Origin of the sequence: Enterobacter sp. SA187 (genome assembly GCF_001888805.2) — a bacterium.
In the GTDB taxonomy this organism is placed as follows: domain Bacteria; phylum Pseudomonadota; class Gammaproteobacteria; order Enterobacterales; family Enterobacteriaceae; genus Enterobacter_D.
The window spans coordinates 56,353-69,397 of record NZ_CP019113.1 but is presented as its reverse complement, the minus strand read 5'-3'; the positions used below and the strand labels follow the sequence as shown (position 1 = coordinate 69,397).

The window sequence follows — 13,045 nt, the reverse complement described above, 5'->3', positions numbered from 1 at the left end:
TCGGTCAGTGAGGTATAAAAAAAGCCAGTTCAGTGAACTGGCTTTTTTATTTGCCGGTTTTGCCGGGTGGCGCTTCGCTTACCCGGCCTACACCTACAAAGCGTAGGCCCGGCAAGCAACGCGCCGCCGGGCAAAACGACACAATATCAATGCGCGCCGCCACCACCACCCGCGCCGAACGGCGGTCTGGCGAACCACACCAGCCCCAGCAGCAGAAGGAAGATCCCGGCGGAGATCCAGAAAATCTCATTGGCCGAAATGATCAGCCCCTGATTGGTGATCTGCTGGGCGATCCACCCGGACGCCTGCTGCTGCGACATGCCCATTCCCTCAAGCTGCCCGTAGATTTGCTCAGTATTCGCGTTATAAGGATTCACCGACTCGGTCAGCTGCGCATGATGCATCGACTCACGGCTGGTCCATAGCGTCGTGGTAATCGACGTACCAATCGAGCCTGCCAGCGTGCGCGTAAAGTTCGACAGACTCGACGCCGCCGCCAGTCGTTCAGGCGGCAGACCGGAGAGCGTAATGGTCGTCAGCGGCATAAAGAAGCAGGCGACGGCGAAGCCCTGAATAAACTGCGGCCACGCGGACGCGCCAAAGTCCATGCCCGGCTCAAAGGTATAGGCGCGCCAGTAGAAGCACACCGCATACATAATGAAGCTGAAGGTCACCAGACGACGCATATCCAGCTTATGAGCAAAGCGGCCGATAATCGGCGACAGGATCACCGGGATAATGCCGACCGGCGCGGACGCCAGCCCCGCCCAGGTTGCCGTGTAGCCGTATACCTCCTGCAACAGCTGCGGCAGCAACACAATAGCGCCGAAGTAGAGCATATAGGCAAGGCTGATACACAAACAGCCGATGGTAAAGTTGCGCGACTTGAACAGCGAAAGATCGACAATCGGATGGTCATCCGTCAGCTCCCAGACAATCAGGAAGGAGAGGGAGACCACCGCAACCACCGTCAGCACGATAATTTCGGTGGAGTTGAACCAGTCCAGCTCTTTACCCTGATCGAGCATCACCTGCAAACTGCCGATGCCGACGATCAGCAATGCCAGCCCGACGCCGTCAATGCGCCGCTGCTCGGTACGGGTTTCGCGTCCGCGCAGCGCCTGCGCCGCCATCAGCACCACCACCAGACCAATAGGCACGTTGATGAAGAAGATCCAGCCCCAGTGATAGTTATCGCTGATATAGCCGCCGAGGATCGGCCCGCAAATCGGTGCGACAATCACCGTCATCGACCAGAGCGCCAGCGCCACCGAACGTTTGGCGGGCGGGTAGTTGCTCAGTAACAGACTCTGCGACAGCGGGATAAGGGGACCTGCGACAATACCCTGGATCACGCGGAAGAAAATCAGCATGTTCAGGCTGCTCGACACCCCGCACGCCCAGGAGGCGATGGCAAAGGCGACGGTGGACCATAAAAAGAGTCGCACCTCGCCGACGCGTTTCGCCAGCCAGCCGGTGATCGGGATGGAGATGGCATTCGCCACGCCAAACGAGGTGATGACCCAGGTGCCCTGGCTCAGTGACGCGCCCAGGTTACCGGCGATGGTCGGGATCGCCACGTTCGCAATGGTGGAGTCCAGCACCTGCATGAAGGTCGCAAGGGACAGCGCAATGGTCATGATGACCAGCTGCGCGCCCTCCAGCGGTTTACGCTGCTGCATAGCACTCACCTCAGGATTAACCCGCGTTGGCCTGAACGATGTTATTGATCAGGGTATTCACCGGCTCCAGGCTGATTTCCCGCGCATTACTTTCATACGCTGGCGTACTGCGCGCCTGGCTTGCCAGCACCTGGCCGTCGCGGTTGGTGGTATCCACCGTCACCAGCGAAGAAAGACCAATGCGCAGCGGGTGATCGGCGAGCTGTTTCGCATCCAGCTCAATACGTACCGGCAGACGCTGAACCACTTTGATCCAGTTGCCGGTGGCGTTTTGCGCGGGCAGCAGCGAGAAGGCGCTGCCGGTGCCCATATCCAGACCGACCACTTTACCGGTGTACTTCACCTCATCGCCGTAGAAATCGCTGATCACCGTCGCCGTCTGGCCAATACGCATATGCGCCAGCTGCGTCTCTTTAAAGTTCGCGTCCACCCACAGACCGGTTGCCGGTACCACAGCCATCAGCGCGGTGGTCGGGCTGATTTGCGCGCCAGGCTGCACGGCACGGCGGGAAACATAGCCGGAAATCGGGCTGACGATTTTGGTACGTTGCAGCGCAAGCCAGGCGTTACGCACTTCAGTGGCGGCCTGTTGCACCGCCGGCTGATCTTCAAGGCGGGTGCCGAGGATCATCGCCTGGTTGGCGTTATATTGCTGCACCGCCACATCAAGCTGCGCCTGCGCGCTGGCGACCGCATCACGGGAGTGTTGCAGCTCTTCACGGCCAATCAGGTTGGCGCTGCCCAGCGGTACACGACGATTCAAATCGCTCTGCGCCTGGGCGAGGGCGGTTTTTTTCACTTCGATGTTAGCCTGATACTGACGGCTGTTGATCATCAGCTGGCGGGTCTGACGCACGCTGGAAGCCAGCTGCGTCTGCGCTTTTTCAAATGCCTGCTGGGCATCCGTCGGATCAAGGGTGACCAGCACGTCGCCCTGTTTCACATAATCGGTGTTGTCATGCCAGACTTTCGTCACGCTCCCCGACACCTGCGCCATAATCTGCACCTGGTTGCCAGCCACATACGCATCGTCGGTTTCTTCGACGTGACGCAGTACCATGAACCAGTAAATCCCGTATGCCACAGCAATAATAATAAAGAGCAAGGTCAGAAGAAGCAGGGCACCTTTACGTTTGCCTTTCTTCCTGACCGGTTGCTGCGGGGTTTGAGTCTCCGCATTTGCGCTCATGTGTGTTCTCCACGATCTTTTTATATATTCGGCAACGCCGACCTGTTCACCAAAAAGCCAGCATTAAAAATGCTGGCCTGGCGGATTTCTTATTTAATCAGGATGTCAGAGCTAATCGTCGCGTTAGCGCAGCGCCTCAAGAATGACGTCTTCTTCGTCCATCTGGTCGAGGCGGTTCAGTAGCTTACGGGTGATTTGCTCAAGCTGTTCTTTCTCGGCGGGGCTCAGAGAAGACCAGAGCAGGTGCAGACAGTTATGCTGCGGGGGTAAAACCTGACGCAAAAATTCGTGACCTTTTTCGGTCAATTGCAGATGCAGACAACGACGGTCGTTGTCGCTCTCACGGCGTTCGATCCAGCCGCGTTTTTCCAGTTCATCGGCAATACGGGTGGCATTGGTGCGCGACGAACCCAGCGCACAGCTCAGCTCGGAAGGCTGAATGCTATGATTTTCCTGCGACTCAAGGGTAATTAACGCCATGAACAACGTTTCGTTGATCCCCTGCGCTTTCAGCATTTTGTTGCGGTTATCCAGCAGTTTGCCCTGCATATGCATACACAAACGCGTCAGCAGAATTTCCTGAAACGGAAAATCTTCATAACGACTGGCACGGAACTTCAGCATTTGCTCAATGGGCGTGAACGAACTTTCCATCTCAATATGACCTCATTAATTACAGCCGATATAGTAACGGCGGTGACAAATAATGTAAATGTATTATTTTCCTTGAGTGATTAGTTTTAAGAATAGTTTCAGCCGGGCTGAAGCCGATCCTGGCGATGGTAGCCGAGCCACCAGACCAGCAGATTCAACAGCGCCATCACGCTGCCTGCCACACAGACGCCCGCCCAGCCCGCATGCTGCCAGGCTGATGCAGAAATCAGCGAGCCTGCCGCGCCGCCGATAAAGTAGCTGGTCATATAGCCCGCCGTCAGACGGTTACGCGCGTCCGGCTTCACCAGATAGATCACTGTCTGGTTGGTGATATGCACGCCCTGCACGGTCAGATCCAGCACCAGGATACCGATGATCAACGCAATGGCAGAAGTATGACCAAACCAGATCGCCACCCAGGAGAGCAGCAGCAACAGTAAACCGGTGGTGGTGGTGATATGCGCCTTGCCTTTATCCGCCATGCCGCCGGCAGGCCGCGCGCCCAGCGCGCCCGCCGCCCCGGCCAGGCCAAACAAACCGATCACGCCTTCGGAGTAATTAAACGGCGGCGCGGCCAGCAGAAACGCCATTGAGGTCCAGAGAATGCTGAAATTGGCGAAGGTCAGACAGCCGAGCACCGCGCGGGTACGCAGCAGCGAATCGCGGGTGAACAGAGAAAATATCGAGCCGAGAAGCTGAAAGTAGTTGAGATGATTATCCTGCTTCACTTTCGGCAGCCCGCGCCACAGCGCCAGCGCCATGACCAGCATTAACGCGCTCGCCGCCCAGTAGACGGTGCGCCAGCCGCCAACTCCCGCCAGCAGGCCGGAAACGGTACGCGCCAGCAGAATGCCCAGCAGCAACCCGCTCATGATAGTGCCGACCACTTTGCCGCGCTTTTCCGGCGAGGCGAGGGTGGCGGCCAGCGGCACCAGGATCTGCGCCACCACCGAGAACAGCCCGGTCAGCGCTGTGCCGAAGATCATCATCCACGCCGAATGGCTGGTGGCGGTGATCAGCAGGCCGCAGGTGGAGAGCAGCGTCATCAGCACAATCAGCGTCCGGCGTTCAAACATATCGCCGAGCGGCACCAGAAACATCAGGCCGACCGCATAGCCGAGCTGCGCGGCGGTGACGATAAATCCGGCCTGGTTGGGGGTGAGGGAAAAGGCGCGGGCGATGGTATCAAGCAGCGGTTGCGCATAGTAGTTGCTGGCGACGGCGAGACCGGTCGCGACGGACATCAGCACGATCAGAGCCGGGCTGAGGGTGTGGGTGGAATTTTTCATTATTATTGAAGTCGTTAGTTGAGTGGTTTTCTTGCCAGAATTCAATGATAACGAATTGGGGGATTGTTGGGGAATTGTTACGTGTCCGAACGTGCGGTTAAAGATGCCCCTCTCACAGCAGGAGAGGGGTACCTGAATATTACTTCTGCGCTGCCAGCGCTTCTTTCACCCAGCCGTCAAACTGCTGCTGGTGGGCTTTGATCCAGCCATCGACATGACCGTTAATATCGGCTTCTGAGGCTTTACCGGCATGCATCATCGCGTTCTGCGCGTTAATGTCAGCCAGCGGCAGTTTCATCACCGAGAACAGCTTCGCCGCCGCCGGGTTTTTTTCCGCCCAGGCTTTGTTCGCCACAATGTGCATCGTGTTAACCGGGAAGCCGTAGTTCATGCCGTTCGGCAGTTTAGTATCAATATTTTTCTGCTCGCCCGGCAGGGAGGAGAACGGCACCTGCAACCACACCACGTCTTTACCCGGTTTCAGCACGTCGCTCACCCAGTACGGCGTCCAGGTGTAATAGAGCACCGGCTTACCTTCTTTAAAGCGTGCAATGGTATCCGCCATCATCGCCGAGTAGTTACCGTGGTTCACGGTCACGGTATCCGCCAGCTTATAGGCCTCGTTCTGGTGGTTGATCACCGCCTCGCAGCCCCAGCCTGGCGTGCAGCCCATCATGTCGGCTTTACCGTCGCCATTGCTGTCGAACAGCTTCGCGATCTTCGGATCTTTCAGCTGTTCAATATTGGTGATGTGATATTTTTCAGCGGTTTTTTTGTCGATCAGATAACCCTGGGCCGCGCCGGTAACAAACACCCCTTCGCGGTAAAACTTCTTATCGCCGCCCGCTGCGGCATACATATCGTCATGCAGCGGCTGCCAGTTAACGGCGGTAAAGGTGGCATCACCGGAGGCAATGGAGGTATAGCCAACGTTGTAATCCACTTCGCTCGGCTTATTCACGGTGTAGCCGAGCTTTTCCAGCGCGCGGCTGACCAGCTGCGTCTGGAAGCTTTCTTCGGAGATGGTGCTCTGGATCGGTTGTACGGTAATGCCTTTACCCGGCAGATCGGCGGCGAAAGCGCTGGTGGAGATAAGGCTGGCAAACGCTGTGGCAATGATTACATTCTGTCGCATCGTTGTTCCTCAAGCTAAACATTAGTCAGGCCCGGCAGGCGTAGCGCCGCCGGGCAACAGGATCACTTACTGAACGGACGGGTCAGCAGACCCAGCGGGCCGGTCTGATACCAGCGGCGGTTGCCACGACTGCGGGAGTCGCGACCCACGGCCTGGGTCAGACGGTCAAGAATAATGGCGAGGATGACGATCCCGACGCCGCCGACGGTGGCCAGGCCCATATCAAGACGACCGATACCGCGCAGCACCATCTGACCCAACCCGCCAACGGCGATCATCGAGGCGATCACCACCATGGAAAGGGCCAGCATCAGCGTCTGGTTCACGCCCGCCATAATGGTGGGCATCGCCAGCGGTAGCTGAACTTTGAACAGCATCTGCCGCGGGCTGGCGCCGAAAGAGCGCGAAGCTTCGATCAGATCCGCCGGTACCTGGTTAATGCCGAGGATTGTCAGACGCACAATCGGCGGCAGGGCGAAGATAATGGTCACCACCACGCCGGGCACGTTACCGATACCGAACAGCATGACGATAGGCACCAGATACACGAACGCCGGTGTGGTCTGCATGGCGTCCAGCAGCGGGCGAATGATCTTCGCCGCCCGCTGACTGCGCGCCAGCCAGATCCCCAGCGGCAGGCCGATGATCATGCAGAACAGCAGCGCGGTCAGCACCAGCGCCAGGGTGATCATCGCCTGCGACCAGGCGCCGATAGCGCCGATGGCAACTAATGAAATCAGCGTCGCCACGCCCATGCTGAGGCTCGACATCTGCCAGGCGATCAGCGCGAAAATAACAATCGCCACCGGCGCAGGCATACCCAGCAGCAATTGCTGGAAGGCGCTGAGGATATAATCCACCGGCACGCGAATGCCCTGGAACAGCGGGCGGAAATGCACCACCACCCAGTCGATACCCTGCGTCACCCAGCTGTCGAGTGGGATCAGCGACTTATGGAAGGGATCCATAATATTGAAATGCTCCGGCGCAGGCGGCGCGCTGGAAAGCCAGTCTGTACCGCCGCCATCGGCTGGCGCCCCTGACGGGCTGCCCCATGCATCTGCGGACTGTGCGGCGCTGTCGGCAGCCGGTTCGCTGCCCCACGGATTAGATTGATCAGCCATTGTTCACCCCATCGCGATCTAAAGCCCTGAGCAGCGCACCTTTGGAGATGCTGCCCATATACTGTTGCTCCTCACCCACTACCGGTACGGCGCAGGGCGCCTGTCCGACAAGGGAGAGCAGTTCGCTGAGCGGCGTTTCGGCTTCCACCGCAGCGGGGGACTCCAGTAACGCCGCATCGATACCCAGATTCTGGCTCAGCGCCGTTTTCAGGGAATCAACAGAGACAATGCCGACAAATTTATTTCCGCGCTCGATGACGTAACCGTAATCACGATCTTCATCCTGCAATAATTTCAGCGCCGAGCGCGGGCCGAAACCAGGCGTTTTACGGATCAGACCCGCCTGAGTACGACGGGCAATATCTTTGGCGCTGAACACCTGACTAATATCCACGCCGCGGAAGAAGGTGCGGACATAATCATTGGCCGGATTATTGAGAATTTCATCGGGCGTACCGACCTGCACCACTTTGCCATTTTGCATAATGGCAATGCGATCGCCGATACGCATGGCTTCATCCAGATCGTGGGAAATAAAGACAATGGTACGCTGATGTTTCGCCTGTAATTTTACCAGCTCATCCTGCATTTCCGTGCGGATAAGCGGATCGAGCGCTGAGAAGGCCTCGTCCATTAATAAAATATCAGGATTAATGGCTAATGCGCGCGCCAGACCGACACGCTGACGCATACCGCCAGAGAGTTCATCCGGATACGAATGGGCATAATTTTCCAGCCCCACCTGACGCAACGCGTCCAGCGCTTTGGTCTGGCGTTCAGCGGCGGGCACGCCCGCTAATTCCATACCGAAGGCGGTATTATCCAGTACCGTCATATGCGGCATCAGCGCAAATGACTGGAAGACCATCGCGATCTTTTTCCTGCGCACCTCGCGGAGTGCGGCGTCTGATATTTTGGCGATGTCTTCGCCGTCAATCAGCACCTGCCCGCGGGTGGGTTCAATCAGGCGATTGAGAAGGCGAACCATGGTCGATTTACCTGAACCAGATAATCCCATGATGACGAAAATCTCGCCTTCTTCAATGGCCAGACTGGCGTCAATGACGCCAAGCGATAGCCCTGTTTTTTCCAGTATCTGTTCTTTCGAAAATCCTTTTTCGATATATTTGAAAGCTCGCTGTGGATGCTCACCAAATATTTTATAGAGATTTTTAATTTCGAGTTTAATTGCCATGCAATAAATGAGTTCCCGTTATTTATTTATATCAATACAGTTCCTGATGGAAATAATGAGCGGGCTATACCCTAACATACTCAGATTCTGTGACAACCCTCAAATGCCAGCTGGCACGGAAATTGCCGAAGCGCATCTGGCGGCATTTCCCATGATATAAGGGCTGAGAGCGAGTCTTACAAAGTGATATTTTTTTTGAAAAGCACGTGAAATGGTACCTGAAACGGGAAGCTTCAGGTGAAAGGAATTAGTTGGGAGCAGTGTAGTTCACAGGGAAATATTCGTGTGATGAAAACGGAAATATTATGAAATATCCATCCGGGAAATACGGAAATATTTCCCGGAGAGGAGAGGATTAAAAATCCCAGTCTTCGTCGGTGGTTTCCACCGCTTTACCCATCACATAAGACGAGCCTGAACCGGAGAAAAAGTCATGGTTTTCATCGCCGTTGGGCGACAGCGCCGCAAGGATCGCCGGATTCACATCAGCCATTTCCGGCGGGAACAATGCTTCATAGCCGAGGTTCATCAGCGCCTTGTTAGCGTTGTAACAAAGAAAAGCCTGCACATCCGCTTCAAGGCCGGTGCCGCCGTATAAATCCGCGGTATAGGCCAGCTCGTTGTCGTAGAGATCCATCAGCAGATCCAGCGCAAAAAGCTTTAACGACTCGCGCTCTGTTTCGTCGACTTTTTCGAGGCCCTTCTGGTATTTATAACCGATGTAATAACCGTGTACCGCTTCGTCACGGATAATCAGCCGGATAAGATCGGCGGTATTGGTCAGCTTGCCGCGGCTGGAAAAATACATCGGCAGCCAGAAGCCGGAATAAAACAGGAAGGATTCCAGAAAGACGCTGGCGATTTTCTTCTTCAGCGGCGCATCGGCGGCGTACTGCTCGAGGATCAGCTGTGCTTTGCGTTGCAGCGGCGCGTTTTCCTCGCTCCAGGCATAGGCGGCATCGACATCTTTGGTCTGACACAGCGTCGAGAAAATCGAGCTGTAAGAGCGGGCATGTACCGCCTCCATAAAGCTGACGTTCGACAACACCGCCTCTTCATGGGGCGTCAGCGCATCCGCCATCAGCGCCGGCGCGCCCACGGTATTCTGGATGGTATCGAGCAGCGTCAGGCCGGTAAACACGCGGATGGTAAGCTGCTGCTCGGCCTGGTTCAGCGTCTGCCAGGCGGGAATGTCGTTAGACAACGGCACTTTCTCCGGCAGCCAGAAATTGCTGGTCAGGCGGTTCCACACTTCCAGATCTTTATCGTCCTGGATCTTGTTCCAGTTAACCGCACTGACGCGGGATAAACGGCTCATCCTTTTCTCCTTACAGCGCGCATGACACGCAGCCTTCAATTTCGGTGCCTTCCAGCGCCAGCTGGCGCAGGCGGATGTAATACAGCGTCTTGATGCCTTTCTTCCACGCATAAATCTGTGCGCGATTGATGTCGCGCGTGGTGGCGGTATCCGGGAAGAACAGCGTCAGCGACAGCCCCTGATCGACATGGCGCGTGGCGGCGGCGTAGGTATCAATAATTTTTTCCGGCCCGATCTCGTAGGCATCCTGATACATCGCCAGATTGTCATTGGTCATAAAGGGGGCAGGGTAGTACACGCGCCCGGTTTTACCCTCTTTGCGGATCTCGATTTTCGACACAATCGGGTGAATGCTGGAGGTGGCATGGTTGATATAGGAGATCGATCCGGTCGGCGGCACCGCCTGCAAATTTTGATTGTAGATACCGTGGCGCATCACATCGTCGCGCAACTGCTGCCACATGGCGCGCGTCGGCAGCACAATGCCCGCGCGGGCAAAGAGTGTGCGCACTTTTTCGGTTTTCGGCTGCCACTCTTCTTCCAGATAGGGCGTGAAGTATTCGCCGCTGGCGTAGCGGGAGCGCTCAAATCCGGCAAAACGCTGGCCACGCTCGCGGGCGATCATCATTGAGGTATGCAGCGCGTGCCAGGTGATGGTGTAAAAATAGAGATTGGTGAAATCAATGCCTTCTTCGCTGCCATAGAGTATGCCTTCCCGCGCCAGATAACCGTGCAGGTTCATCTGCCCGAGGCCGATGGCGTGGGATGCGGCATTGCCGTTTTCAATGGATGGCACCGAGCGGATATGGCTCATGTCCGACACCGCCGTCAGACCGCGCACCGCCGTTTCCACCGTGCGGCCAAAATCAGGGGAGTCCATGGTATGGGCGATGTTAAGCGAGCCCAGATTGCAGGAGATATCCCGCCCGGTCTGCGCGTAATCCAGGTTTTCATCGTATTCCGACGCGCTGTTGACCTGCAAAATCTCCGAGCACAGATTGCTCATGTTGATGCGCCCGGCAATCGGGTTGGCGCGGTTAACCGTGTCTTCATACATGATGTACGGGTAACCGGACTCGAATTGGATCTCCGCCAGCAGCTGGAAAAAATCGCGCGCGTTGATGTACGTTTTACGAATACGATCGTCGGCCACCATCTCATGGTAGTGCTCGCTGATCGCCACATCCCCGAACGGCTTGCCGTAAATACGCGCTACGTCATAGGGAGAAAACAGCGCCATCTGCGCATTGTCTTTCGCCAGCTGGAAGGTGATATCCGGGATCACCACGCCTAGGGAAAGGGTTTTAATACGAATTTTTTCGTCGGCGTTTTCCCGTTTGGTATCCAGAAAACGCAGAATATCCGGGTGATGGGCGTGCAGATAGACCGCCCCCGCGCCCTGGCGCGCGCCAAGCTGATTGGCATAAGAGAACGCATCTTCCAGCATTTTCATCACCGGAATAACGCCGGAGGACTGGTTTTCAATGCGCTTAATGGGCGCGCCTGCTTCCCGCAGGTTAGAGAGCAAAAACGCCACGCCGCCGCCGCGTTTGGAGAGCTGGAGCGCGGAATTCACCGCCCGGCCAATCGACTCCATATTGTCTTCGATACGCAGCAGGAAGCAGGAGACCAGCTCACCGCGCTGCATTTTGCCGCAGTTGAGAAAAGTCGGCGTTGCGGGCTGGAAGCGTCCGGCGAGGATCTCCTGCGTCAACTGCTGCGCGAGTTGCTCATCACCCTGCGCCAGCGTCAGCGCCACCATCACCACCCGATCCTCAAAGTGTTCCAGATAGCGTTTGCCGTCGAAGGTTTTCAGCGTGTAGCTGGTGTAATACTTCCAGGCGCCAAGGAAAGTCTGGAAACGAAAACCGCTGGCGTGCGCCGTCTCAAACAGGCCGATCACGAAGGCGCGATCGTAGCGCGCCAGTACGCTGTCATCGTAATAGCCCTCTGCAACCAGATAATCCAGGCGGCTGTTCTGATCCGCAAAGGTCACAGTGTTAGGCAGCACGTGGGCGGTATAGAACGCGTCCACCGCCTGATGATCTTTTTCAAACTGGATGCGGCCCGCTTTATCGTACAGATTCAGCATGGCGTTCAGCGCGTGATAGTCCGTGGAGGCCTGCATTACGCGTTCTGCGGTTGTCGTTGCCAAAATTCGCTCACTCCTTTTCGCACATTTATGATGTCACGCGGCGTACCCATCAGCTCAAAACGGTACAGATGCGGCACGCTGCATTTTTGCGCGATGACATCCCCCGCACGGCCATAAGCCTCGCCAAAATTGCGGTTACCGGCGGCGATCACGCCGCGGATCAAGGCCCGGTTATGCGCATCGTTTAAAAAGCGGATCACCTGACGCGGCACCGCGCCTGCGGTTCCGCCGCCGCCGTAGCTCGGCACCACCAGGATATAGGGCTCGTCTACCTGGATCCGCTCACGCTCATCCAGGGGAATACGCACAGCGGGCAGTCCCAGGCGGGTGATAAAGCGGTGCGTATTCTCCGAGCTGCTGGAGAAGTAGACGAGGGTGCTCATGCGCTGGCGACGCGGGGGGCGCTGCCCAGACGGTTAATCATATCGGGGCGAAAGCCGGACCAGCGGGTGTCACCGGCGATCACTACCGGCAACTGGCGGAATCCCAGCGCGCGCAGTTCATCTGCCGCCTCCGGCACCAGGTCCACATTCACCAAATCGAACGCCACGCCACGGCTTTCCATGGCGCGTTTTGTCGCATGGCACTGCACACAGTCATTTCGAGTGTAAATAGTAATGCGCATGATTCGTATTTCCATCTAAGATAGCGGGACGACGCGAAAAATCGCGCCGGGTTGTGTGTCACTTGCTTAAGGAAATACTAGATGTAGTTATAAAGATTATCAACCACACAATATCCAGGAATTTTTAGATCAATTTCATCCCGCTGAAGAACTCAGCGGGGAAGGGATTTTTGTCGCTAAATTACATGCGCATAGCGATGGCGAGACGGTTAAAGGCATTCATCAGGCTGATGGCGAAGGTCAGATCGCTGATTTCCTGAGCGCTAAAATGTTCCAGCATGGGCTGATAAACATCATCCCCCGCATGGGTCGTGGAGATGTGCGTCAGCGACTCCGCCCAGCCCAGCGCGGCTTTTTCCTTCGCGCTGAAATGCGGGCTGATATGCCAGCCTGCCAGTGCATCAAGTTTGCTCTGGTCGGTGCCGGTTTTACGCAGCGCTTTGCTGTGCATCTCCAGACAAAACGCGCAGCCGTTGATCTGCGACACACGTAAATAAACCAGCTCCAGCAGCGGTTTGTCGGTAGCGCTGCGCTCCAGTGCCTGGCTGGTCTGAATGAGGCCGTTATATGCCTCCGGGCTGAGTTCGGAATAGGGCAGGCGTAAATCAGTCATGGTCATCTCCTCGTTTAGATGGCGAGAAGGTAGCACTATAATGGTCTGCACCAGAGAGCCATATTT

The 13,045-nt window shown here is 56.4% G+C and carries 12 protein-coding genes; all 12 read right to left on the bottom strand.

Translation table 11 applies throughout. From position 1 onward, the window contains the following. Positions 1-146: 146 nt before the first annotated feature. The 12 genes from emrB to BMF08_RS00300 all read right to left on the bottom strand — a co-directional run bounded on the left by emrB (position 147) and on the right by BMF08_RS00300 (position 12,979). Positions 147-1,682 (bottom strand): multidrug efflux MFS transporter permease subunit EmrB, encoded by a 1,536-nt coding sequence (gene emrB, locus BMF08_RS00360; RefSeq protein WP_072570044.1) that lies wholly within the window; start codon positions 1,680-1,682, stop codon positions 147-149. A 16-nt stretch (positions 1,683-1,698) separates the two neighbouring features. Further along, the gene (emrA, locus tag BMF08_RS00355) at positions 1,699-2,871 is read right to left on the bottom strand and encodes a multidrug efflux MFS transporter periplasmic adaptor subunit EmrA (protein ID WP_072570045.1); all 1,173 of its coding nucleotides are present in this window, start codon (positions 2,869-2,871) and stop codon (positions 1,699-1,701) included. Positions 2,872-2,994: 123 nt separating this feature from the next. Next, positions 2,995-3,525, bottom strand: a complete 531-nt coding sequence (mprA, locus tag BMF08_RS00350; RefSeq protein WP_072570046.1) for a transcriptional repressor MprA — start codon at positions 3,523-3,525, stop codon at positions 2,995-2,997. A gap of 98 nt (positions 3,526-3,623) precedes the next feature. Beyond that, the gene (locus BMF08_RS00345) at positions 3,624-4,814 is read right to left on the bottom strand and encodes an MFS transporter (RefSeq protein ID WP_072570047.1); all 1,191 of its coding nucleotides are present in this window, start codon (positions 4,812-4,814) and stop codon (positions 3,624-3,626) included. 139 nt (positions 4,815-4,953) lie between these two features. After that, entirely contained in the window at positions 4,954-5,949 is a 996-nt protein-coding gene (proX, locus tag BMF08_RS00340) for a glycine betaine/L-proline ABC transporter substrate-binding protein ProX (protein WP_072570048.1), read from the bottom strand. A gap of 62 nt (positions 5,950-6,011) precedes the next feature. Next, positions 6,012-7,073, bottom strand: coding sequence for a glycine betaine/L-proline ABC transporter permease ProW (gene proW, locus BMF08_RS00335; RefSeq protein ID WP_072570049.1), 1,062 nt, complete (start codon positions 7,071-7,073; stop codon positions 6,012-6,014). Beyond that, on the bottom strand, positions 7,066-8,268 hold the full coding sequence (proV, locus tag BMF08_RS00330; RefSeq protein WP_072570050.1) for a glycine betaine/L-proline ABC transporter ATP-binding protein ProV: 1,203 nt from the start codon (positions 8,266-8,268) through the stop codon (positions 7,066-7,068). Before proV ends, proW begins: the two co-directional genes overlap by 8 nt. A gap of 355 nt (positions 8,269-8,623) precedes the next feature. Further along, entirely contained in the window at positions 8,624-9,586 is a 963-nt protein-coding gene (nrdF, locus tag BMF08_RS00320; protein WP_072570051.1) for a class 1b ribonucleoside-diphosphate reductase subunit beta, read from the bottom strand. Between the two features lie 10 nt (positions 9,587-9,596). Further along, positions 9,597-11,741, bottom strand: coding sequence for a class 1b ribonucleoside-diphosphate reductase subunit alpha (gene nrdE, locus BMF08_RS00315; protein WP_072570052.1), 2,145 nt, complete (start codon positions 11,739-11,741; stop codon positions 9,597-9,599). Continuing rightward, positions 11,714-12,124, bottom strand: coding sequence for a class Ib ribonucleoside-diphosphate reductase assembly flavoprotein NrdI (gene nrdI, locus BMF08_RS00310; protein ID WP_072570053.1), 411 nt, complete (start codon positions 12,122-12,124; stop codon positions 11,714-11,716). Before nrdI ends, nrdE begins: the two co-directional genes overlap by 28 nt. Then, on the bottom strand, positions 12,121-12,381 hold the full coding sequence (nrdH, locus tag BMF08_RS00305; protein WP_318364519.1) for a glutaredoxin-like protein NrdH: 261 nt from the start codon (positions 12,379-12,381) through the stop codon (positions 12,121-12,123). Before nrdH ends, nrdI begins: the two co-directional genes overlap by 4 nt. Before the next feature lie 166 nt (positions 12,382-12,547). Continuing rightward, positions 12,548-12,979, bottom strand: coding sequence for a carboxymuconolactone decarboxylase family protein (locus tag BMF08_RS00300; protein ID WP_072570055.1), 432 nt, complete (start codon positions 12,977-12,979; stop codon positions 12,548-12,550). Between the last annotated feature and the right edge of the window lie 66 nt (positions 12,980-13,045).

Excerpts from the sequence above, each read along its gene's own strand:
- proV (WP_072570050.1), bottom strand. The coding sequence starts at position 8,268 with ATGGCAATTAAACTCGAAATTAAAAATCTCTATAAAATATTTGGTGAG.
- proX (WP_072570048.1), bottom strand. The coding sequence starts at position 5,949 with ATGCGACAGAATGTAATCATTGCCACAGCGTTTGCCAGCCTTATCTCC.
- nrdH (WP_318364519.1), bottom strand. The coding sequence starts at position 12,381 with ATGGAAATACGAATCATGCGCATTACTATTTACACTCGAAATGACTGT.
- mprA (WP_072570046.1), bottom strand. The coding sequence starts at position 3,525 with ATGGAAAGTTCGTTCACGCCCATTGAGCAAATGCTGAAGTTCCGTGCC.
- BMF08_RS00345 (WP_072570047.1), bottom strand. The coding sequence starts at position 4,814 with ATGAAAAATTCCACCCACACCCTCAGCCCGGCTCTGATCGTGCTGATG.
- nrdI (WP_072570053.1), bottom strand. The coding sequence starts at position 12,124 with ATGAGCACCCTCGTCTACTTCTCCAGCAGCTCGGAGAATACGCACCGC.
- proW (WP_072570049.1), bottom strand. The coding sequence starts at position 7,073 with ATGGCTGATCAATCTAATCCGTGGGGCAGCGAACCGGCTGCCGACAGC.
- nrdF (WP_072570051.1), bottom strand. The coding sequence starts at position 9,586 with ATGAGCCGTTTATCCCGCGTCAGTGCGGTTAACTGGAACAAGATCCAG.
- emrA (WP_072570045.1), bottom strand. The coding sequence starts at position 2,871 with ATGAGCGCAAATGCGGAGACTCAAACCCCGCAGCAACCGGTCAGGAAG.
- emrB (WP_072570044.1), bottom strand. The coding sequence starts at position 1,682 with ATGCAGCAGCGTAAACCGCTGGAGGGCGCGCAGCTGGTCATCATGACC.
- BMF08_RS00300 (WP_072570055.1), bottom strand. The coding sequence starts at position 12,979 with ATGACTGATTTACGCCTGCCCTATTCCGAACTCAGCCCGGAGGCATAT.